The sequence below is a fragment of the Streptomyces sp. SID14436 genome (genome assembly GCF_010548465.1).
Lineage (GTDB): Bacteria > Actinomycetota > Actinomycetes > Streptomycetales > Streptomycetaceae > Streptomyces.
Map to the genome: position 1 here is coordinate 20,798 of NZ_JAAGMD010000234.1, position 22,544 is coordinate 43,341.

At 70.9% G+C, this 22,544-nt stretch carries 18 protein-coding genes; 16 read left to right on the forward strand and 2 right to left on the reverse strand.

The features are described 5' to 3' along the window. Nucleotides 1-3: 3 nt before the first annotated feature. Nucleotides 4-708 (forward strand): ATP-dependent Clp protease proteolytic subunit, encoded by a 705-nt coding sequence (locus G3I53_RS08590; protein ID WP_164336145.1) that lies wholly within the window; start codon nt 4-6, stop codon nt 706-708. Nucleotides 709-890: 182 nt separating this feature from the next. Continuing rightward, nucleotides 891-2,177: an ATP-dependent Clp protease ATP-binding subunit ClpX gene (clpX, locus tag G3I53_RS08595; protein WP_164336149.1), complete on the forward strand. Its 1,287-nt coding sequence runs from the start codon at nt 891-893 to the stop codon at nt 2,175-2,177. 79 nt (nt 2,178-2,256) lie between these two features. On the opposite strand, the gene G3I53_RS08600 is transcribed toward clpX, so the two are convergent. Continuing rightward, entirely contained in the window at nt 2,257-3,192 is a 936-nt protein-coding gene (locus tag G3I53_RS08600; RefSeq protein ID WP_164336151.1) for a hypothetical protein, read from the reverse strand. Nucleotides 3,193-3,330: 138 nt separating this feature from the next. Here G3I53_RS08600 and G3I53_RS08605 point away from each other — a divergent pair, with 138 nt between their 5' ends. The 11 genes from G3I53_RS08605 (at nt 3,331) to G3I53_RS08655 (ending at nt 19,062) form a co-directional block, all read left to right on the forward strand. Beyond that, nucleotides 3,331-5,955 (forward strand): valine--tRNA ligase, encoded by a 2,625-nt coding sequence (locus G3I53_RS08605; protein WP_164336153.1) that lies wholly within the window; start codon nt 3,331-3,333, stop codon nt 5,953-5,955. Between the two features lie 140 nt (nt 5,956-6,095). Then, nucleotides 6,096-7,616, forward strand: a complete 1,521-nt coding sequence (locus tag G3I53_RS08610) for a folylpolyglutamate synthase/dihydrofolate synthase family protein (protein ID WP_164337669.1) — start codon at nt 6,096-6,098, stop codon at nt 7,614-7,616. A gap of 6 nt (nt 7,617-7,622) precedes the next feature. Further along, nucleotides 7,623-7,973, forward strand: coding sequence for a DUF4233 domain-containing protein (locus G3I53_RS08615; RefSeq protein ID WP_164337670.1), 351 nt, complete (start codon nt 7,623-7,625; stop codon nt 7,971-7,973). A 66-nt stretch (nt 7,974-8,039) separates the two neighbouring features. Then, complete coding sequence (gene ndk / locus G3I53_RS08620; protein WP_164337671.1) at nt 8,040-8,453, forward strand: nucleoside-diphosphate kinase; 414 nt, start codon at nt 8,040-8,042, stop codon at nt 8,451-8,453. 294 nt (nt 8,454-8,747) lie between these two features. Further along, nucleotides 8,748-9,767 (forward strand): rod shape-determining protein, encoded by a 1,020-nt coding sequence (locus G3I53_RS08625; protein ID WP_006133575.1) that lies wholly within the window; start codon nt 8,748-8,750, stop codon nt 9,765-9,767. Between the two features lie 223 nt (nt 9,768-9,990). Continuing rightward, nucleotides 9,991-10,932 carry a rod shape-determining protein MreC gene (gene mreC / locus G3I53_RS08630; RefSeq protein WP_164337672.1) on the forward strand — a complete coding sequence of 314 codons (942 nt, stop codon included), beginning with the start codon at nt 9,991-9,993 and terminating at the stop codon, nt 10,930-10,932. Between the two features lie 13 nt (nt 10,933-10,945). Continuing rightward, nucleotides 10,946-11,617, forward strand: a complete 672-nt coding sequence (mreD, locus tag G3I53_RS08635; protein WP_164337673.1) for a rod shape-determining protein MreD — start codon at nt 10,946-10,948, stop codon at nt 11,615-11,617. A gap of 115 nt (nt 11,618-11,732) precedes the next feature. After that, a complete protein-coding gene (gene mrdA, locus G3I53_RS08640; protein ID WP_164337674.1) occupies nt 11,733-14,165 on the forward strand; it encodes a penicillin-binding protein 2 in 2,433 nt (810 codons plus the stop codon). Beyond that, on the forward strand, nt 14,162-15,364 hold the full coding sequence (gene rodA / locus G3I53_RS08645; RefSeq protein ID WP_164337675.1) for a rod shape-determining protein RodA: 1,203 nt from the start codon (nt 14,162-14,164) through the stop codon (nt 15,362-15,364). The genes mrdA and rodA overlap by 4 nt, the downstream gene beginning before the upstream one ends. Nucleotides 15,365-15,443: 79 nt before the next feature. Continuing rightward, a complete protein-coding gene (locus G3I53_RS08650; RefSeq protein ID WP_164337676.1) occupies nt 15,444-17,015 on the forward strand; it encodes a CYTH and CHAD domain-containing protein in 1,572 nt (523 codons plus the stop codon). 97 nt (nt 17,016-17,112) lie between these two features. Continuing rightward, nucleotides 17,113-19,062, forward strand: a complete 1,950-nt coding sequence (locus G3I53_RS08655; protein ID WP_164337677.1) for a TIGR03960 family B12-binding radical SAM protein — start codon at nt 17,113-17,115, stop codon at nt 19,060-19,062. A gap of 45 nt (nt 19,063-19,107) precedes the next feature. Here the strand turns inward: G3I53_RS08655 and G3I53_RS08660 are convergent, their stop codons facing one another. Then, nucleotides 19,108-19,695: a hypothetical protein gene (locus G3I53_RS08660; protein WP_343240575.1), complete on the reverse strand. Its 588-nt coding sequence runs from the start codon at nt 19,693-19,695 to the stop codon at nt 19,108-19,110. 143 nt (nt 19,696-19,838) lie between these two features. Between G3I53_RS08660 and G3I53_RS08665 the strand changes: the two genes are divergently transcribed. The 3 genes from G3I53_RS08665 to G3I53_RS08675 all read left to right on the forward strand — a co-directional run. Next, nucleotides 19,839-20,999 carry a hypothetical protein gene (locus G3I53_RS08665; protein WP_164438191.1) on the forward strand — a complete coding sequence of 387 codons (1,161 nt, stop codon included), beginning with the start codon at nt 19,839-19,841 and terminating at the stop codon, nt 20,997-20,999. Nucleotides 21,000-21,155: 156 nt separating this feature from the next. Continuing rightward, on the forward strand, nt 21,156-21,932 hold the full coding sequence (locus G3I53_RS08670; protein WP_164333831.1) for a TIGR03936 family radical SAM-associated protein: 777 nt from the start codon (nt 21,156-21,158) through the stop codon (nt 21,930-21,932). A 261-nt stretch (nt 21,933-22,193) separates the two neighbouring features. Continuing rightward, nucleotides 22,194-22,544, forward strand: a 351-nt coding sequence (locus G3I53_RS08675; RefSeq protein ID WP_164438190.1) for a hypothetical protein, incomplete at its 3' end; no start/stop codon positions are given.

Here is a 22,544-nt window from a genome sequence, read left to right on the forward strand (position 1 = left end):
ACCGTGAACGACTTCCCCGGCCGCGGCCTGTACGACCGCATGTCCGCCCAGGACATGAGCGCCTCCCAGGCCCGGTACACCGGCCCGCAGGCCGAGTCCCGCTACGTCATCCCGCGCTTCGTGGAGCGCACCTCGCAGGGCATCCGCGAGTACGACCCGTACGCGAAGCTCTTCGAGGAGCGGGTGATCTTCCTCGGCGTCCAGATCGACGACGCCTCCGCCAACGACGTCATGGCGCAGCTGCTGTGCCTGGAGTCGATGGACCCCGACCGCGACATCTCGGTCTACATCAACAGCCCCGGCGGCTCCTTCACCGCGCTGACGGCGATCTACGACACCATGCAGTACGTGAAGCCGGACATCCAGACGGTGTGCATGGGCCAGGCCGCCTCCGCCGCCGCCGTCCTGCTCGCCGCCGGCACGCCCGGCAAGCGCATGGCCCTGCCGAACGCCCGTGTGCTGATCCACCAGCCCTACAGCGAGACCGGCCGCGGCCAGGTCTCCGACCTGGAGATCGCCGCCAACGAGATCCTGCGCATGCGGACGCAGCTGGAGGAGATGCTGGCCAAGCACTCCACCCGCCCGCTGGACAAGATCCGTGAGGACATCGAGCGCGACAAGATCCTCACGGCCGAGGACGCGCTGGAGTACGGCCTGATCGACCAGATCATCACCACCCGCAAGCTGGACAACTCCAGCCTGCGCTGACACGGGTGGGGGCGTGACGTCTGCCGCCCCTTGGCACGGTTTGACCCGGTCCACGTCACAGCGAACCGTGCCAAGGGGGGCCCGAACGAGGGGCCCGGCAAGGTACCGTCGGACATAAGGCAGCACCAGGAGCCGCTGGACGTTGACGTCCAGTCGTCTCCCAGGCGAAGGGGAAGCACACCGTGGCACGCATCGGTGACGGCGGCGATCTGCTCAAGTGCTCGTTCTGCGGCAAGAGCCAGAAGCAGGTCAAGAAGCTCATCGCAGGGCCCGGTGTGTACATCTGCGACGAGTGCATCGATCTCTGCAACGAGATCATCGAGGAAGAGCTCGCCGAGACCAGCGAGGTCCGCTGGGAGGAGCTCCCCAAGCCCCGCGAGATCTACGAGTTCCTCGAGGGGTACGTGGTGGGCCAGGAGGCGGCCAAGAAGGCCCTCTCCGTCGCGGTGTACAACCACTACAAACGGGTCCAGGCCGGTGAGAACGGCGGCGCGCAGGGCCGCGAGGACGCCATCGAGCTGGCGAAGTCCAACATCCTCCTGCTGGGCCCCACGGGCTCCGGCAAGACCCTGCTGGCGCAGACGCTCGCCCGCATGCTGAACGTCCCCTTCGCGATCGCCGACGCCACGGCGCTCACCGAGGCGGGATACGTGGGCGAGGACGTCGAGAACATCCTGCTGAAGCTGATCCAGGCGGCCGACTACGACGTCAAGAAGGCCGAGACCGGGATCATCTACATCGACGAGATCGACAAGGTCGCGCGGAAGAGTGAAAACCCGTCCATCACGCGCGACGTCTCCGGCGAGGGCGTCCAGCAGGCCCTGCTGAAGATCCTGGAGGGCACCACCGCCTCCGTCCCGCCGCAGGGCGGGCGCAAGCACCCGCACCAGGAGTTCATCCAGATCGACACGACGAACGTGCTGTTCATCGTGGGCGGCGCCTTCGCGGGCCTGGAGAAGATCATCGAGGGCCGGGCGGGCGCCAAGGGCATCGGCTTCGGTGCGACGATCCGCTCCAAGCGGGAACTGGAGAGCAAGGACCAGTTCGAGCAGGTCATGCCGGAGGACCTGGTCAAGTTCGGCATGATCCCCGAGTTCATCGGCCGGCTCCCGGTCATCACGAGCGTCCACAACCTCGACCGCGAGGCCCTGCTCCAGATCCTCGTCGAGCCGCGCAACGCGCTCGTGAAGCAGTACCAGCGCCTCTTCGAACTCGACGGCGTGGAGCTCGACTTCGAGCGCGAGGCGCTCGAGGCCATCGCCGACCAGGCCATCCTCCGCCAGACCGGCGCGCGCGGCCTGCGCGCCATCATGGAGGAGGTCCTGCAGGGCGTGATGTACGAGGTCCCGTCCCGCAAGGACGTCGCCCGCGTCGTCATCACCGCCGACGTGGTCCTCTCCAACGTCAACCCCACCCTCATCCCGCGCGACGCGCGGGGCCGGGGGCCGGGGGAGCAGAAGACGGCCTAGACATCAGTACACGGAGGGCGCCCGGCGAATGCCGCCGGGCGCCCTCCGTGCTGCGGTGGGACAGGCCGTCCCGTGCGGATCAGTCCTCGACGCGGATCTCGTTGCGCAGGTCCGTGGTGATGTCCACGGCGGCGTCCTTGGTGATGTCCTTGGTGTTGTCCCCGGGGGAGACGATGGCGATCGTGCTGTAGTCGGCCCAGGCGCAGAACCAGTTGGTCGTTTCCTTCTTGGTGAGGTTGTTGGTGCCCTGACCCGCCTGGCACTTCATGACCGCACCGTCGATCTCGACCGACTCCGGCTCACCGACCAGTTCGGTCATGAGCTCGTTGTTCTGCTCCTTCTCCGTGTTCGCCTTCAGGGACGCGAAGATCCTGTCGAGCGTGCCCTCCGGATCGGCGACCTTGCCGTAGGCGCCGAGGAAGGTCACGCCCTTGGCGCCGAGCAACTCGGCCTCGGACGGCAGCGTGGAGGGGTCCTGCGGGTCGTACCTGCTGAAGTCGGCGGTCGAGTAGGAGGCGCCGACCGAGGTGCCGTCCTTGATGCCGCCCTTGGCCAGCTTGGCGGCGTCGTTGCTCCCGGTGTTCCCGGCGGGCTGACCGACGCGCGTGTACTCGCTCAGCACCGTCCTCGGCGCGTCCAGCTTGTGCGGCCCGTCGTCCTCCAGCCCGCTGCCCGCGCCGCCGCCCCCGCCTATGACGAAGTAGGCGCCCACGCCGATCGCGGCGACGACCGCCACCGCGCCGATGATGATCCCGGCCTTCTTGCCGCCGCTGCCCGGCGCCGGAGGCTGGGGCGGCATGCCGTACGGCGCCTGGCCGTAGGGGGGCTGCTGCGGCGGGACACCGGGCTGGCCGGGCTGCTGCTGCGGATAGCCGTAACCGGGCTGCGGAGCCTGCTGGGGGTAGCCGTAGCCGGGCTGCGGAGCCTGCGGCTGCTGGCCGTAAGGACCCGGCTGGCCGTACGGCCCGGGCTGCTGGGGCTGTCCGCCGTACGGGCCCGGCTGGTTGTAGCTCATCTTCTGGGTTCCCCTCCAGATACTTACGTGTCGTTGACATCCTGGCTCAGGAGGAAACCCTTCAGACCGGCGGGGGGCGCACCGTTACAAAGGAATCGCGTTTCGGGACTGGGCCGTGACACCCGTAAACTCATGCCCGTGACCGAGAACACTCAGCAGCCAGCATCAGCGCCCACCACCGAACTGCCGACCCAGTACGCGCCGGCCGACGTAGAGGGGCCGCTGTACGAGCGCTGGGTAGAGCGGGGGTACTTCGAGGCCGACGCCAAGAGCGAGAAGCCTCCGTACACCGTCGTCATCCCCCCGCCGAACGTCACGGGCAGCCTGCACCTGGGGCACGCCTTCGAGCACACGCTCATCGACGCCCTGACCCGCCGCAAGCGCATGCAGGGCCACGAGACGTTGTGGCAGCCGGGCATGGACCACGCCGGCATCGCCACGCAGAACGTCGTCGAGCGGGAGCTGGCCAAGGAGGGCAAGTCCCGCCACGACCTGGGCCGTGAGGCGTTCGTCGAGCGGGTCTGGCAGTGGAAGAACGAGTCCGGTGGCCAGATCAGCGGCCAGATGCGCCGCCTCGGCGACGGCGTCGCCTGGTCGCGTGAGCGCTTCACCATGGACGAGGGCCTGTCCCGGGCCGTCCAGACCATCTTCAAGCGGCTCTACGACGACGAGCTGATCTACCGCGCCGAGCGCATCATCAACTGGTGCCCGCGCTGCCTGACCGCGATCTCCGACATCGAGGTCGAGTACCAGGACGACGACGGCGAGCTCGTCTCCATGAAGTACGGCGACGGGGACGACACCATCGTCGTCGCCACGACCCGTGCCGAGACGATGCTCGGGGACACGGCCGTCGCCGTCCACCCCGACGACGAGCGCTACCGGCACCTGGTCGGCAAGCTGATCAAGCTGCCGCTGACCGACCGCTCGATCCCGGTCGTCGCCGACGAGCACGTCGACCCCGAGTTCGGGACCGGCGCGGTCAAGGTGACCCCGGCGCACGACCCGAACGACTTCGAGATCGGCCGCCGCCACGACCTGCCCGCCATCGCGGTCATGGACGAGCACGCGGTCATCACCGCCCACGGCCCCTTCCAGGGCCAGGACCGGCTGGAGGCCCGCTCCGCCATCGTCGCCGCGCTGCGCGCCGAGGGGCGGATCGTCGCCGAGAAGCGGCCGTACGTCCACTCGGTCGGCCACTGCTCGCGCTGCAAGACCACCATCGAGCCGCGGCTGTCCATGCAGTGGTGGGTCAAGGTCGGCCCGCTCGCCAAGGCGGCCGGTGACGCCGTCCGCGACGGCCGCGTCAAGATCCATCCGCAGGAGATGGAGAAGCGGTACTTCGACTGGGTCGACAACCTCCACGACTGGTGCATCTCCCGCCAGTTGTGGTGGGGCCACCGCATCCCGGTCTGGTACGGGCCGGACGGCGAGGTCGTCTGCGTCGGACCCGACGACGAGGCGCCCACCGGCGAGCGCTGGCACCAGGACACCGACGTCCTGGACACCTGGTTCTCCTCCGGCCTGTGGCCCTTCTCCACGCTGGGCTGGCCGGAGCAGACCGAGTCGCTCGCGAAGTTCTACCCGAACTCCGTCCTGGTCACCGGCTACGACATCCTCTTCTTCTGGGTCGCCCGGATGATGATGTTCGGCCTGTACGCGATGGACGGCACCCCGCCGTTCCACACCATCGCCCTGCACGGCATGGTCCGCGACCAGTTCGGCAAGAAGATGTCGAAGTCCTTCGGCAACGCGGTCAACCCGCTGGACTGGATGGACAAGTACGGCTCGGACGCGCTGCGCTTCACGCTCGCCCGCGGCGCCAACCCGGGCGTCGACGTGCCGATCGGCGAGGACTGGGTCCAGGGCTCGCGCAACTTCGCCAACAAGATCTGGAACGCGACCCGGTTCGCGCTGATGAACGGCGCGACCGTCGAGGGCCCGCTGCCGGACGCCTCGGCGATGTCGCCGACCGACCGCTGGATCCTGTCCCGGCTGAACACGGTCGTCGCCGAAGTCGACGCGTACTACGAGGACTTCCAGTTCGCCAAGCTGTCGGACGCGCTGTTCCACTTCGCGTGGGACGAGGTGTTCGACTGGTACGTCGAGCTGTCCAAGACCACCTTCCAGGCGGGCGGCGAGGCCGCCGAGGTCAGCAAGCGGGTCCTGGGCGAGGTCCTCGACGTCACGCTGCGGCTGCTGCACCCGGTCGTCCCCTTCGTCACCGAGACGCTGTGGACCACGCTGACCGGGGGCGAGTCGGTCGTCATCGCCGACTGGCCCACCGACAGCGGCTTCCGGGACGCCGACGCCGAGCGCGAGATCGCCACGCTCCAGTCGGTGATCACCGAGGTCCGCCGCTTCCGGGCCGACCAGGGCCTGCAGCCCGGCCAGCGGGTCCCGGCCCGGCTGACCCTCGACGGCACCACGCTGGCCCGCCACGAGGCGGCCATCCGCCAGCTGCTCCGGCTCCAGCCGGAGGGGGACTCCTTCACCGCCACGGCGACCCTGCCGGTCGGCGGCGCCGAGGTCGCGCTGGACCTGTCCGGCACGATCGACGTCGCCGCCGAGCGCAAGCGGCTCGCCAAGGACCTCGCCGCCGCGCAGAAGGAGCGCCAGCAGGCGGAGGCGAAGCTGGGCAACGAGGCGTTCCTCGCCAAGGCGCCCGACCACGTCGTGGACAAGATCCGCACCCGCCTCGCCAAGGCGGAGGAGGACATCGTCCGCATCGACAACCAGCTCTCCAAGCTGCCCGAGAGCTGACCGCCGGCGCGTGGCGCGGGGCCGCCGGCCCCCGCCGCGGTACGGGGACGGGCCCGGTGCGCACGCGCCGGGCCCGTCCCCGTACCGCTCGCGGGAGCCGTGGCCGCGTCCGCCGGCCGCCCTTCCGTAGACTGGCTCCCGTGAGCGACCTCCCCCCGAACAGCGATGCCGACGAGCCCGACCCCCTCGACTCCTTCGAGGAGATCATCGAGGCCGAGACCAGCCGCGACCCCGACCTCGCGGTGATCGAGGCGGGCAGCCGCACCCTGCGCACGCAGGGCGGCCCGCCGGAGGCGGGGGTGCCCGCACGGCCGGCCGACCCGGAGGTCGACCAGGCGCTGCGCGAGGTCGAGGCCGAGCTGGCGACCCGCTGGGGCGAGACCAAGCTGGAGCCGTCGGTCGCCCGGATCTCCGCGCTGATGGACGTGCTGGGCGAGCCGCAGCGCGCGTACCCCTCGATCCACATCACCGGCACCAACGGCAAGACCTCCACCGCCCGCATGATCGAGGCCCTGCTCGGCGCCTTCGAGCTGCGCACCGGCCGGTACACCTCGCCCCACGTGCAGTCCGTCACCGAGCGCATCAGCCTCGACGGGGCGCCCATCTCCGCCGAGCGGTTCGTGGAGACGTACCGGGACATCGCGCCGTACGTCGAGATGGTCGACGCCCGGCAGGAGTACCGGCTGTCGTTCTTCGAGGTGCTGACCGGCATGGCGTACGCCGCCTTCGCCGACGCGCCGGTGGACGTCGCCGTCGTCGAGGTCGGCATGGGCGGCAGCTGGGACGCGACCAACGTGATCGACGGCAGTGTCGCCGTGGTCATGCCCATAGACCTCGACCACACGGACCGGCTCGGCACCACCCCCGCCGAGATCGCGGGGGAGAAGGCCGGCATCGTCAAGCGCGACGCCACGGTGATCATGGCGCAGCAGCCGGTCGACGCGGCCCAGGTGCTGCTGAAGAAGGCCGTCGAGGTGGACGCCACCGTGGCCCGCGAGGGCCTGGAGTTCGGGGTGGTGTCCCGGCAGATCGCGGTCGGCGGCCAGCTGCTCACACTGCGCGGTCTGGGCGGCGAGTACCCCGAGGTGTACCTGCCGCTGCACGGCGCCCACCAGGCGCACAACGCGGCCGTGGCGCTCGCCGCCGTGGAGGCGTTCTTCGGCGTCGGCGCCCAGCGCGCCGAACCGCTCGACATCGACACCGTGCGCAAGGCCTTCGCCGCGGTGGCCTCGCCGGGCCGCCTGGAGGTCGTGCGCCGCTCGCCCACCGTGGTGCTGGACGCCGCCCACAACCCGGCGGGCGCGCGGGCCGCGGCCGCCGCGGTCGGTGAGGCGTTCCAGTTCACCCGGCTCATCGGGGTCGTCGGCGCGAGCGGCGACAAGAACGTGCGCGGGCTGCTGGAGGCGTTCGAGCCGGTCTTCGCCGAGATCGTGGTCACCCAGAACTCCACCCACCGGGCCATGGACGCCGACGCCCTCGCGGCGGTCGCCGTGGAGGTGTTCGGCGAGGACCGGGTCCAGGTGGAGCCGCGGCTGCCCGACGCGCTGGAGTCGGCGATCACACTGGCCGAGGAGGAGGGCGAGTTCGCCGGCGGCGGCGTGCTCGTCACCGGTTCCGTCATCACGGTCGGCGAGGCCCGGCTGCTCCTGGGGAAGGGCTGAGTAACGGTGCGTACGCTCTGCGCCTCGACGCTGATCGGGGAGTTCTTCATCATCGGCTTCGCGGGGCTGGTGGCGATGAAGGACCCGGACATGTCCATGAGCACGGTGTGGACGGTGTGCGGGGTCGCCATGTTCCTGTGCGTGCTGCTGTGCGGCATGATCACGCGGCCGGGCGGCGTGGCCCTCGGCTGGGCCCTGCAGATCGCCCTGGTCGCCGCCGGGTTCTTCGTCCCGACGATGTTCTTCCTCGGCGCGGTGTTCGCGGCGCTGTGGTGGGCTTCGGTGCATTACGGGCGAAAGGTGGACGAGGCGAAGGCCCGGTTCGCCGAACAGGCGGAGCAGCCTGACGCTGCGTGACAGGGGCGGCGACACGCCGGGTAATCTCGTGTCCCCGCACACCTTTGACCCGCAAGGAGCTCCGCCGTGACCCAGCGCACCCTCGTCCTCCTCAAGCCCGACGCCGTCCGTCGTGGCCTGACCGGCGAGATCATCAGCCGCATCGAGCGCAAGGCCGGCTGGCGCATCACCGCGCTGGAACTGCGCACCCTGGACCAGGACACGCTGGAGCAGCACTACGGCGAGCACAAGGGCAAGCCGTTCTACGAGCCGCTGATGGAGTTCATGGCGTCGGGTCCGGTCGTCGCCCTGATCGTCGAGGGCGACCGGGTCATCGAGGGCGTGCGCCAACTGGCCGGTCCCACCGACCCGATCGCCGCCGCGCCGGGTTCGATCCGCGGCGACTTCGGTGTCATCGTGCGGGAGAACCTGATCCACGCCTCGGACTCGGAGGAGTCCGCCGAGCGCGAGGTGAAGATCTTCTTCCCGGGCCGCGCGTAACGATCTCGTCGCGACGGCCCGCGACGGCTTCGGCCGCCTGTCGGATGGTTCGGGGGTTTTGCCCCCGGACCATTTTTTGGCATATGCGCGGCGTTCGGGGGAACGCATGCCCCCGATGGACCGTCTCCACACGCAGCGGGGGACGCCATCTGATGACAATGGCGAAGACCCTCGCACAGTGTTCGCGAAGGCGCGTCTACCATGGAAGCCATCGCGTCACCGCACCCACCTCGCCAACCTGAAAAGCCCTCAAAAGCTCGTGGGAAGGCCAGACGAATCCTGATGGGGAACTCAATGTCGTTCATCGGCCGTGACATGGCTGTCGACCTCGGGACCGCCAACACGCTGGTGTACGTCAGGGGTCGCGGGATCGTACTCAACGAGCCGTCCGTCGTAGCGATCAACACCAATACCGGTGGCATCCTCGCGGTCGGTGCCGAAGCGAAGAAGATGATCGGCCGCACGCCGGGGAACATCGTCGCCGTGCGTCCGCTGAAGGACGGCGTCATCGCCGACTTCGAGATCACCGAGCGGATGCTCCGCTACTTCATCCTGAAGATCCACAAGCGGCGGTATCTGGCTCGTCCGCGGGTCGTCGTCTGTGTGCCCTCGGGCATCACCGGCGTCGAGCGCCGCGCCGTCATCGAGGCGTCGTCCCAGGCCGGCGCCCGTCAGGTGCACATCATCGAGGAGCCCATGGCCGCGGCCATCGGTTCCGGCCTGCCGGTCCACGAGGCCACGGGCAACATGGTGGTGGACATCGGCGGCGGCACCACGGAGGTCGCGGTCATCTCCCTCGGCGGCATCGTCACCGCCCAGTCCATCCGCGTCGCGGGCGACGAGCTGGACAACGCGATCATCCAGCACATCAAGAAGGAGTACTCGCTGCTGCTGGGTGAGCGGACGGCCGAACAGATCAAGATCACGATCGGTTCGGCGTACGACCTGGACACCGACGAGCACACCGAGATCCGCGGCCGGGACCTCGTCTCCGGGCTGCCCAAGACCGTCGTCATCTCCGCCGCCGAAGTGCGCAAGGCGATCGAGGAGCCCGTCAACGCCATCGTGGACGCCGTGAAGACGACCCTCGACAAGTGCCCGCCGGAGCTGTCCGGCGACATCATGGACCGGGGCATCGTCCTGACCGGCGGCGGCGCGCTGCTGCGCGGCCTCGACGAACGGCTGCGCCGTGAGACCGGCATGCCGATCCACATCGCCGAGGACCCGCTGGACAGCGTGGCGCTCGGCTCCGGCAAGTGCGTCGAGGAGTTCGAGGCGCTGCAGCAGGTGCTGGACGCCCAGCCGCGCAGATGACACAACGTTTTGATTCCGCCGTACGGGACGATCTCCTCTCGTACGGCGGATCGTTGATATAGAGGCATAAGCTCCCACAACGTGGCGTACCGTCCGAACGGGGGCAGAACACCCGCACCACCGCACCACCCGCACCACCGCACCACCCGCACATCCGAACATCCACACCTCCGACCCGTTCTCGACACAACCGATCTCGACGAGGAAGGCACGGCCGCCGCACGTGAGGGACACACGAGAGAGCCGGCTGCTCCTGGTGCTGCTGATTGCCATCGCGTTCGCACTGATCACGGTGGACATCCGCGGCGGGGAGGACTCACCGGTCGACGGTGCCCGGGGGGCCGCGGCGACGGTCTTCGGCCCGATCGAGAACGGCGTGTCCAGCGCGGTCGATCCGATCGGCAACGCGGTCTCCGCGATCCGCGACTCCGGCGAACGCCACGACCGCCTCGCCCGCCTGGAACAGGAGAACGCCGCCCTCAAGGCCGAGCTCGGCAGCGACGACCGCAACCGCAGCCGCCTCAAGCAGCTCGACAAGATGCTGAAGGTCGCCGGCCAGGGCCAGTACGGCATCAAGGGCGCCCAGGTCATCGCCATAGGGGCGGCCCAGGGCTTCTCCTGGACCATCACCATCGACGCCGGCGCCAACGACGGCATCGAACGCGACATGACCGTCCTCAACGGCGACGGCCTCGTCGGACGCGTCACCACCGTCGGACCCGACACCGCGACCGTGCTGCTCGCCAGCGACCCCGACTTCACCGTCGGCACCCGCATGGAGGCCGGCGACGAACTCGGCTTCGCCTCCGGCCAGGGCGACCGCCCGCTGCGCGTGGAACTGCTGAACGGCAAGGCCGAGATCAAGAAGGGCGACCGCCTGGTCACCTTCGGCTCGCAGGCCGACAAGCCCTTCGTGCCCGGCGTCCCGGTCGGCGTGGTCTCCCGCGTCGACCCCTCCGGCGGCGACCTCACCCGCACCGTCTACGTGACGCCGTTCGTCGGCTTCACCAAGCTGGACATCGTCGGCGTCGTCGTCCAGGCGCCCCAGAAGGACCCGCGCGACACGGTGCTGCCCCGCAAGCCCAAGCCGACCCCCACGCCGACCGTGACGGTGACCGTCACCCCGTCCGCCCCGGCCGACGGCCAGGTCCAGCCAGAGCAGTAGGAGCTGTCACCCCATGCGCGTCAACCGGATCCTGCTCTCCAGCGCACTGCTCGTCGTGGCCCTGGTGGTCCAGGTGAGCGTCCTCGCCCGCCTCCACCTGCCGGGCGCCGTCCCCGACCTGCTGCTGCTCACCGTCCTCGGCCTGGCCCTGGTCTACGGGCACGTCGGCGGCGCCCTCGTCGGCTTCGCGGCCGGACTCCTCGCCGACCTCGCGCCGCCCGCCGACCACGCCGCCGGCCGCTACGCCCTGGTGCTGTGCGTCATCGGCTACCTGGCCGGACTGGTCAAACCCGAGACCGGCCAGGTCAAGTCGGCCACCGGCCCCATGGTCGTGGTCGTCGCCGCGGCCGTCGGCTCCACCCTGCTCTACGCCGGGGTCGGCGCCCTCGTCGGCGACACCGCCGCCCGCCATGTCGGCCTCGGCAGCCTGCTGTTCACCGCGGCCCTGTACGACCTGCTGCTCGCACCCTTCGTCGTCCCCGGGGTCATGGCACTCGCCAGACGCGCGGAGAACGACCCGCTCGCCGAGAACACCTCCACCAAGTCCGGCGGCGACATCGCCTCCGGCTGGCTCTCCGGCGGCACCGGCCTGCGCATCGGCGACCAGCGCGGCGGACTGCGCGTGAAGACCGCCCGGGCGCGCGTCGCCCGCGCCGGACGCATCAAGGGGGTCAAGCGCCTGTGAACCGGGCGAAGTTCACCCCGACGGGTGAAGGTCGACGGAACCGGGGGCCGGGTCCCCGCCGTTCCACACGCGTCACCGCACACACGTCCACGCAGCGAGAGGGGGAGAAGCGCGCGTGACCAACATCCCCGAGACCGGCCGCAGCTCACGGGTCCAGATCCGGCTCGTCGTCATCCAGGTACTCGTCCTCTCCCTCCTCGGCACGCTCGGCGGGCGCCTGTGGTACCTCCAGATCCGCGAGGGCGCCGAATACGCCAAGGAGGCGTCCGGCAACCACGTCCAGCAGGTCGTCCAGCCCGCCGTCCGCGGTTCCATCCTGGACGCCCGCGGCGTCGCCCTCGCCGACAACGAGACCCGGCTCGTCGTCTCCGCCTCCCGCACCGACCTGATGAAGATGCCGGACGACGGCAAGGCCGTCCTCACCAAGCTGGCCGGCGTCCTGGACATGGCCCCCAAGGAGGTCATGGAGAAGGTCCGGCTGTGCGACGCCAAGACCCCCCAGCCCTGCTGGAACGGCTCGCCCTACCAGCCCATCCCCATCACCGACGAGGCCACCGCCAAGCAGGCCCTGCAGATCCGCGAGCGCGCCGAGGACTTCCCCGGCATCACCGCCGAACCCCAGGCCGTGCGGCGCTACGCCGGACCCGGCAAGTCCAACACCGCCCAGGTCCTCGGCTATCTCTCGCCCGTCACCGACGAGGAGATCACCAAGGCCCAGGACACCGAGTCGCCCTACCTGCGCTCCGACATGGTCGGCCGCTCCGGACTGGAACGGCAGTACGACAAGCAGCTGCGCGGCAAGGCCGGCGTCACCCGCTACGAGGTCGACAAGCTGGGCCGCGTCATCGGCCAGGCCGAGGCCGACCCGGCCCAGCCCGGCGCCAACCTCGTCACCAGCATCGACGCCCGCGTCCAGCGCGTCGCCGAGTACGAGCTCAACGAGGCGATGAAGGCGGCCCGCAAGGAGCACGACCGCAACACCAACCGCAACTACGAGGCCGACTCCGGGGCCGTCGTCGTCATGGAGGCCAAGACCGGCCGCGTCGTCGCCATGGCCTCCAATCCCAGCTACGACCCCAACGCCTGGGTCGGCGGCATCTCCTCCAAGGACTACGCCCGCCTCACCGGCAAGAACAGCAACTACCCGCTGCTCAACCGCGCCATCCAGGGCCAGTCGGCCCCCGGCTCCATCTTCAAGGTCATCCCGACGGCCGCCGCGATCAACGCCGGGTACTCCTTCGACGGCCCCTACGAGTGCTCCAGCTCGTACTCCATCGGCGGCCAGGTCTTCAAGAACTTCGAGTCGCAGAGCTTCGGCGGGATCAGCCTCGGCCGGGCCCTGGAGGTCTCCTGCGACACCGTCTTCTACCGCCTCTCCCACGAGGAGTGGAAGCGCGACGGCGGCAACAAGCCCAAGAAGAACGCCAAGGACTGGTTCTACAAGACCGCCCACCAGTTCGGCCTCGGCCAGGAGACCGGCATCGACCTGCCCAACGAGGTCACCGGCCGCGTCCCCGACCGCCAGTGGAAGGCCGACTACTGGAAGGCCAACAAGGACGCCTGGTGCAGGACCGGCAAGAAGGGCGGCAGCTACGCCGAGCAGATCGCCTACGAGAACTGCCTCGAAGGCAACCGCCTGCGCGCCGGTGACTCCGTCAACTACTCCATCGGCCAGGGCGACACCCTCGTCACCCCCATCCAGATGGCCTCCATCTACGCCGCCATCTCCAACGGCGGCACCATGCACAGCCCCACCGTCGGCAAGGCCGTCATCAGCCCCGACGGCCGGACCGTCACGGAGATCAAGCCCGAGGCGCAGGGCAAGCTGCCGATGACGAAGACGACCCTCAAGCGGATAGACGAAGCCCTCGAGGGAGTCGCCACCCGCGGCACGGCGGCCTGGCGCTTCGGCGGCTGGCCGCAGGACAAGATCCCCATGCACGCCAAGACCGGTACCGCGGAGGTCTACGGCAAGCAGACCACCTCCTGGTTCGCCACCTACACCAAGGACTACGCGATCGTCATGACGATCGCCCAGGGTGGTACGGGTTCCGGCGCCTCCGGCCCCGCCGTCCGCAACATCTACAACGCGCTGTACGGCGTCTCCCCGGACGGCGAGATCGACGAGAAGAAGGCACTGCTGCCCACCCCGCAGAAGAAGCTGCCCGCCATCCGCACGGACGGCACCATCGCCTCGCCGAAGATCGCCAAGGACCCGGTGAAGGAACTGCAGGCCGCCCAGGAGGCCGCCCAGGAGGGCGAGGGCACCCCGGACGGCGGACAGGCACCCGACGACGGGCAGCAGGACGGCACCGTCAACACGCCTCCGCCCGCCAACCGCGACACCCGGCGCAGAAACGCCCGCCGCGGCCGCGGCCGCCAGACAGGCGGACCCGGGGAAGACGGACCCGGGGAAGACGGCTGCTCCCGCGCCGGCCGCCCCGCTGACGGGCGGTCACCCGCCGGGCCACCACACCGCGGAGCCCCGCCCCGGGCCACCGCACCACGACGGCCGCGCGGCCAGGCACAGCGGAGGTCCGCCCCATGACCGGCGGCGTGAACAGCTTCCAGGTCTCCGGATACGGACCCGAGCGGGGCGGATGGACCCGCGTCTTCGCCCGCGACTCCCTGGTCCGGCGCCTCGACTGGCCGATACTGCTGTCGGCGCTCGTCCTGTCGCTGCTCGGCTCCCTGCTGGTCTACTCGGCGACCCGCAACCGCACCGAACTCAACCAGGGCGACCCGTACTACTTCCTGGTCCGGCACTGGCTGAACACCGGCATCGGACTCGCCCTGATGATCGGCGCCATCTGGCTCGGCCACCGCGCCCTGCGCACCGCCGTGCCCATCCTGTACGGCGCCTCGGTCTTCCTGATCCTGCTCGTGCTGACGCCGCTCGGCTCCACCATCAACGGCGCCCACTCCTGGATCAAACTGCCCGGCGGCTTCTCCCTGCAGCCCTCCGAGTTCGTCAAGCTCACGATCATCCTCGGCATGGCCATGCTGCTGGCCGCCCGGGTCGACGCCGGGGACAAACCCCACCCCGACCACCGCACCGTCCTCCAGGCCCTCGGCCTCGCCGTCGTGCCCATGCTGATCGTGATGCTCATGCCCGACCTCGGGTCGGTCATGGTCATGGTCATCATCGTGCTCGGTGTGCTGCTCGCCTCCGGCGCCTCCAACCGCTGGGTCTTCGGCCTGCTCGGCGCCGGAGCCATCGGCGCCGTCACCGTCTGGCAGCTCGGCGTCCTGGACGACTACCAGATCAACCGTTTCGCCGCCTTCGCCAACCCCGAACTCGACCCCGCCGGCGTCGGCTACAACACCAACCAGGCCCGCATCGCCATCGGCTCCGGCGGACTCACCGGCTCCGGCCTCTTCAAGGGCTCCCAGACCACCGGCCAGTTCGTGCCCGAGCAGCAGACCGACTTCGTCTTCACCGTCGCCGGCGAGGAACTCGGCTTCGTCGGCGGCGCACTGATCATCGCCCTGCTCGGCATCATCCTCTGGCGCGCCTGCCGCATCGCCCGCGACACCACCGACCTGTACGGCACCATCGTCGCCGCCGGCATCGTCGCCTGGTTCGCCTTCCAGTCCTTCGAGAACATCGGCATGACCCTCGGCATCATGCCCGTCACCGGCCTCCCCCTGCCGTTCGTGTCCTACGGCGGCTCCTCCATGTTCGCCGTCTGGCTCGCCGTCGGACTGCTGCAGTCCCTCCGCATCCAGAGACCCATGTCGGCCTGAGCGAGGCCGTCACCCGGACAGCCGGGTGCGGCGCGGCCGTCCCCTGCCGCTCCGCACCCCCGGCGACTACAGTCACGTCATGGCGGACACCAAGCGTGAGATCGAGCGGAAGTACGAGTCCCGCGACGGCCGGCTGCCCGACCTGACCGGCGTCCCCGACGTCACGACCATCGCCGACCGGGGCGTCGCCCACCTCGACGCCACCTACTACGACACCGCCGACGAACGCCTCGCCGCGGCCTCCATCACCCTGCGCCGCCGCACCGGCGGCTCCGACGCCGGCTGGCACCTCAAGTTCCCCGTCTCCCCCGGAGCGCGGGACGAGATCCACGCCCCCCTCTCCGACGAACTCCCCGACGCCCTCGCCCGGCTCGTCCGCTCCCGGGTCCGCGACCGCGCCCTGACCCCCCTCGTCCGGCTCCGCTCCGACCGCGACGTCCGCCACCTCCTCGACCGCGACGGCCGGCTCCTCGCCGAGGTCAGCGTCGACACCGTCCACGCCGAACGCCTCACCGGCCACGGCGGCACCGCCCACTGGACCGAGATCGAGGTCGAACTCGCCGACGACGGCGACCCCGCCTTCCTCGACCACGTCGACCGGCACCTGCGCGACGCGGGCCTGACCCCCTCCGCCTCCTCCTCCAAACTGGCCCGCGCCCTGACCACCACGGCACCCGCCGCCACCGCACCCCGCTCACCCGCCGCCGCGGCCCCCGCACCCGCCCCGTCCCCGGCCGCCGCCCCGAAGAAGAAACGCAGGACCCGGCCCGTCAGCGAGCCCGTCACCGCCGGCGACCACGTCCTCGCCTACGTCCGCGCCCAGCGCGACGCCCTCGTCGAACTCGACCCCGCCGTACGCCAGGACGTCCCCGACGCCGTGCACCGCATGCGCGTCGCCACCCGCCGCCTGCGCAGCACCTTCCGCAGCTTCCGCTCCGTCCTGCACCGCGACACCACCGACCCCATCGGCGCCGACCTCAAGTGGCTGGCCGGCGAACTCGGCCTCGAACGCGACCAGGAAGTCCTCGCCGAACGCCTCACCACCGCCCTGGACCGGCTGCCCGACGACCTGGTCCGCGGTCCCGTCCGCGACCGCCTCGCCGCCTGGTCCGGCGCCCGCCGCAGCAGCGCCCACGGCCATGTCACCGGCGTCCTCGACTCCGCCCGCCACCTCGCCCTCCTCGACACCCTCGACGCCCTGCTCGCCGACCCGCCCCTGCGGAAGAAGGCCCACGCCAAGCCCGCCAAGGTCCTCACCCGCGCCGTCCGCAAGGACCTCGACAAGCTCTCCGGCCTCGTCACCACCGCCCTGGAACTGCCGCCCGGCCACGACCGCGACCTCGCCCTCCACGACGCCCGCAAGAAGACCAAACGCACCCGCTACGCCGCCGAGGCAGCCGTCCCCGCCCTCGGCGGCACCGCCAAGGACCTCGTCAAGGTCATGAAGTCCCTCCAGGAACTCCTCGGCGACCACCAGGACAGCGTCATGGCCCGCCAGACCCTGCGCGAACTCGCCGCCGTCGCCCACGCCGCCGGCGAGGACACCTTCACCTACGGCGTCCTCCACGCCCGCGAGGAACGCCGCGCCGAGCTGACCGAAGCGGCCCTGCCGGACACCTGGAGGTCGATCACCCGGGGCATCGCGCTCTGAGGGGCGTACGGGGGACCCGCCGGACCGGGTTAGGCTGGATGGTCACCCCTCCCGGCCGCGCCGGGAGATCCCCCGTCAGCACACGAAGGTTCGCGAGATGCCTGCCGAAGCCGCCGAGTCTGTGTTCCCGCAGCTCGAAGCGCTCCTCCCGCATGTGCAGAAGCCGATCCAGTACGTCGGCGGAGAGCTCAACTCCACGGTCAAGCCCTGGGACGGCTGCGACGTGCGGTGGGCGCTCATGTACCCCGACGCCTACGAGGTCGGACTGCCCAACCAGGGCGTCATGATCCTTTACGAGGTCCTCAACGAACAGCACGGCGTGCTCGCCGAGCGCACCTACAGCGTCTGGCCGGACCTCGAGGCGCTGATGCGGGAGCACCAGGTCCCGCAGTTCACCGTCGACAGCCACCGCCCGGTGCGCGCCTTCGACGTGTTCGGCCTGAGCTTCTCCACCGAGCTCGGCTACACCAACATGCTCACCGCCCTGGACCTGGCCGGGATCCCCCTGGAGTCCAGGGACCGCACGCTCGACGACCCCATCGTCGTCGCCGGCGGCCACGCGGCCTTCAACCCCGAGCCCATCGCCGACTTCATCGACTGCGCCGTCATCGGCGACGGCGAGCAGGCCGTCCTGGAGATCACCGGCATCATCCGCGCCTGGAAGGCCGAGGGCCGTCCCGGCGGCCGCGAGGAACTCCTCTTCCGCCTGGCGCGCACCGGCGGCGTCTACGTCCCCGGCTTCTACGACGTCGAGTACCTCCCCGACGGCCGCATCGCCCGCGTCGTCCCCAACCGCTCGGGCGTCCCGTGGCGCGTGTCCAAGCACACCGTCATGGACCTCGACGAGTGGCCCTACCCCAAGCAGCCCCTCGTCCCGCTCGCCGAGACGGTCCACGAGCGGATGTCCGTGGAGATCTTCCGCGGCTGCACCCGCGGCTGCCGCTTCTGCCAGGCCGGCATGATCACCCGCCCGGTCCGGGAGCGCTCGATCACCGGCATCGGCGACATGGTCGACAAGGGCCTGAAGGCCACCGGCTTCGAGGAGGTCGGCCTCCTCTCCCTGTCCTCCGCGGACCACTCGGAGATCGGCGACATCGCCAAGGGCCTCGCCGACCGCTACGAGGAAGACAAGATCGGTCTCTCCCTCCCCTCCACCCGCGTCGACGCCTTCAACATCGACCTGGCCAACGAACTGACCCGCAACGGCCGCCGTTCCGGCCTCACCTTCGCCCCCGAGGGCGGCTCGGAGCGCATCCGCAAGGTCATCAACAAGATGGTCTCCGAGGACGACCTCATCCGCACCGTCGCCACGGCCTACGGCAACGGCTGGCGCCAGGTCAAGCTGTACTTCATGTGCGGCCTGCCCACCGAGACCGACGACGACGTCCTGCAGATCGCCGACATGGCCACCCGCGTGATCGCCAAGGGCCGCGAGGTCTCCGGCTCCAACGACATCCGCTGCACGGTCTCCATCGGCGGCTTCGTCCCCAAGCCGCACACCCCCTTCCAGTGGGCCCCGCAGCTCTCCGCCGAGGAGACCGACGAACGCCTCGGCAAGCTGCGCGACAAGATCCGCGGCGACAAGAAGTACGGCCGCTCCATCGGCTTCCGCTACCACGACGGCAAGCCCGGCATCGTCGAGGGCCTGCTGTCCCGCGGCGACCGCCGCATCGGCGCGGTCATCCGCGCGGTCTACGAGGACGGCGGCCGCTTCGACGGCTGGCGCGAGCACTTCTCCTACGACCGCTGGATGGCCTGCGCCGACAAGGCCCTCGCCCCGTTCGGCGTCGACGTCGACTGGTACACCACCCGCGAGCGCACCTACGAGGAGGTCCTCCCCTGGGACCACCTCGACTCCGGCCTCGACAAGGACTGGCTCTGGGAGGACTGGCAGGACGCCCTCGACGAGACCGAGGTCGACGACTGCCGCTGGACCCCGTGCTTCGACTGCGGGGTGTGCCCCCAGATGGACACCAGCATCCAGATCGGCCCGACGGGCAAGAAGCTGCTGCCGCTGACCGTCAAGAACAGCGCTCCCGCCGGCTGACCCGGGGGGAGCGCGGGCCGGCATCCGCGCGGGCGGAGGAGAGCCTCACCGCCCGCCGAGCCAGATGACGACCGACAGGTACAGGCTCATGCTCACCGTCACGCACAGGAACGCGACGACGGTGTGGACGACGAGTCCCCGCCCCGGGGCGAGACCGAGATGCGCCATGGCCGCACGGCTCACCCGGGGCCCGGGGGCCCCTCGTCCGGCGTTCCGCTCCGCGTTCTCGACGGCTCGCCGCAGATGCTCGTGGCTCCGCCCCGTCGTCAGCCCCAGCCGCACACCGTCGGCGTCCCGCACCACCACGGTGCGGTAGACGCCGGCCTGCGAGAACGTCGTCACCAGCCGGACGGCGGCGATCCGGTCGAGGTCGACCGTGCGGTGGCCGGTCAGGGTGCGCGCCGTCAGACTCCGCCGCGCGTGCCGGTACGGGGACCGCTCCTCGCTCAGCGCGGGGAGGAGCACGTAGCCACCGATCATGGCCAGCACGCCGACGGGGATCGTCGTGGCTTCGGCGACCACCCCGGCCCGGGCCAGCGCCCAACTCCCGAAGGGCAGCAGCAGCACCGCCACCGCCAGCCCCGACCCCACACGCGCACGCAGCACACTGCGCGCCGCCGCGGTAGCTCCCACGCCCTCCCCTTCCACCAGCGCATCAGCCCGTGACCGGGCTCGACTCTACGCAGCGCGGCTCGCCGGCCACCTCCGGCACCGGGGCCGAGTGACGGACCTGCGCGTTGTGCATCCGGCCGGCCTCCCGGAGCGTCCTCATGGATATGGATCTGGAGAAGCAGAGGGACGTCCGGGCGCCGGAGGGTGAGGGTTGTCTGGTCGCGGCGGTGCGTCTGCCGGTCCGGATCGTGGCGCTGGTGGTGGTGCTGCCGGTGCGCATGCTGTGGGACGCGCTGGTGGCCGCCGGGCGGGTGGTGAACGACACCGTGCTGCGTCCGGTGGGGCGGGCACTGCTGTGGCTGGGGCGGGCGGTGTTCGTGTGGCCGTTCGTGGCGTTGTGGCGGTATCTGCTGGTGCCGCTCGGCCGGGCGCTGGCGTGGCTGGTCAATGTGCTGGTCGTGGTGCCGTCGGTGTGGTTGTACCGGTATGTGCTGGCGCCGGTGGGGCGCGGTGTGGTGTGGGTGCTGCGGGCGGTGGGTGTCGTGGTGGCCGCGGTGGGGCTGGGGGTGTATCGGGGGCTGGCGTGGCTGGTCAATGTGCTGGTCGTGGTGCCGTCGGTGTGGCTGTACCGGTATGTGCTTACGCCGGTGGGGCGCGGTGTGGTGTGGGTGCTGCGGGCGGTGGGTGCTGTGGTGGCCGCGGTGGGGCTGGGGGTGTATCGGGGGCTGGCGTGGCTGGTGAACGTGCTGGTCGTGGTGCCCTCGGTGTGGTTGTACACGTGGGTGCTCACCCCGGTCGGGCATGCCGTGCTGTGGTGCGGGCGGGGTGTCGCATGGGCGGTGGGGGTGCTCGTGGGCGGCGTCGGCACGGTGCTGTACTGGGTGGCCCGGGTGCTTCTCGTGCTGCCCGCGCTGGCCGTGTGGCGGTGGGTGCTGGTGCCGGTGGGGCGGGTCTGTGCCGTCGTCGGACGTGAGGTGTGGGACGCGCTCGGGCACGCCTGGCGGGTCGCCGGGCACGTCTCGCGCGCGGTCGGGCGCTTCCTCGTGTCCCTCCTGCGGTGGACGTTCGTGGAGCCCGCGCGGTGGGTCTACCGGAGCGTTCTGACGCCGGTCGGACATCTCCTCCGGGACGCCGTGCTGCGTCCCGTCGCCGAGGCGGCGCGGAGCGCGGGGCGGGCCGTGCGGCAGGTCCTCGCCTCGGCCCGGGCGTCCGTGCGCCAGGCCCGTGCCGACGTGCGCCGGGCGCTGCTGGGCGCGCCGGAGGAAAACCGGTCGGCGCCGCCCGTCCCCGTCCGGGTCCCCGGGACGCAGGGCATGCGGAAGTGATTCCGGCCGGTGACGGGGAACCCGGGGGACGGCTTGGACGTACTCTGGACAGGACAACGAATGCATCAGAGGGCGGCGCCCACCGCGCCTCCCTTCCGACGAGGAGAAGAACCCCTGGGCAAGCGACAGCCCGAAGGCCCGCCGCCCGCACCCGCGGTGCAGCGCATCCGACTGCGCTACACCAAGCGCGGCCGCCTCCGGTTCACCAGCCACCGTGACTTCCAGCGGGCCTTCGAGCGTGCCCTGCGCCGCGCCGAGGTACCGATGGCGTACTCCGCGGGCTTCACCCCGCACCCCAAGGTGTCGTACGCCAATGCCGCACCCACCGGCACGGGCAGCGAGGCGGAGTTCCTGGAGATCGCGCTCACCGAGCCGCGCGAACCCGAGCGGCTCAGGGCCCTTCTCGACGATTCGATGCCGGCCGGCCTCGACATCATCGAGGCGGTGGAGGCCCGCACCCCGGGCCTGGCCGACCGGCTCACGGCTTCGGTGTGGGAGCTGCGGCTGGACGGTGTCGCTCCCGAGGACGCCCGCCGTGCGGTGGACGCCTTCGAGGCGGCCGGGACGGTGGAGGTGCAGCGCCGGACCAAGAACGGCATGCGCACCTTCGACGCCCGTTCCGCGGTCGTCGCCCTGGAGAGCGTGGAAACGCACACCTCTTCGGCCGATAGGCCGAGCGACCGGCCCTGTGCGATACTGCGGCTGGTTGTTCGGCACGTGACGCCTGCCGTACGACCCGACGACGTCCTGTCCGGTCTCCGCGCCGTGGCCGACCTGGCGCCGCCGGTCCCCGCAGCGGTGACCAGGCTGGCGCAGGGGCTGCTCGATGAAGAGACCGGCACGGTGACCGACCCGCTCGCGCCCGACCGCGAGGCAGCAGTGACCGAGCCGCAACCGGCCGGCGCCACTGCCGCCGCGACGGCGCCGGTGTAAGGAAGGTCCCGCGTAGGGACGGACGTCGTAGCGCCGCCCTCGTACCTCGGGAGCCACCTGGGTCGGGCAGCGCACCGACCAGAAGACTTTCGCCAGGCCGTGCGCATTCGGTGTACGGAACCGGCGAGACAGGACACAGAGAGCTCCCGTGCGGCGCCCGCGCCCCGGACGGCGGCCATCGCGCATCGCGCGGGCCGTGGACGTCACCGGCATCGCCGGACCAGGTGCGGCGCCCGGGAGCCTGACGGGAGAAACGCCCGCATGCTCGAACCGACCGAGCCCACTCAGGGCTCCGAACAGAACACCCCCAGCGACACCCTGCCGCCGCGTCGGCGCAGGCGTGCCGCGTCGCGCCCCGCGGGACCGCCCGCCGGGACGTCCGACAGCACTGCGGAGACCGTGGCGCCCGTGGCGGCCACCGGCCCGTCCGAGCCCGAGGCGGACCAGGAGGATACCGAGGCCGTAGCGGCCGAGGAGACCCCGGTCGCCGACGCCGGGACGTCCGAGGCGCCCGCCGAGGCACCGGAAGACGCCGCTCCGCGCCGTCGCCGCCGAGTGGTCCGCCGCGCTGCGGCGCCCGCCGGTGCGCCCGAGTCGGCGGAGGCCGCCGAG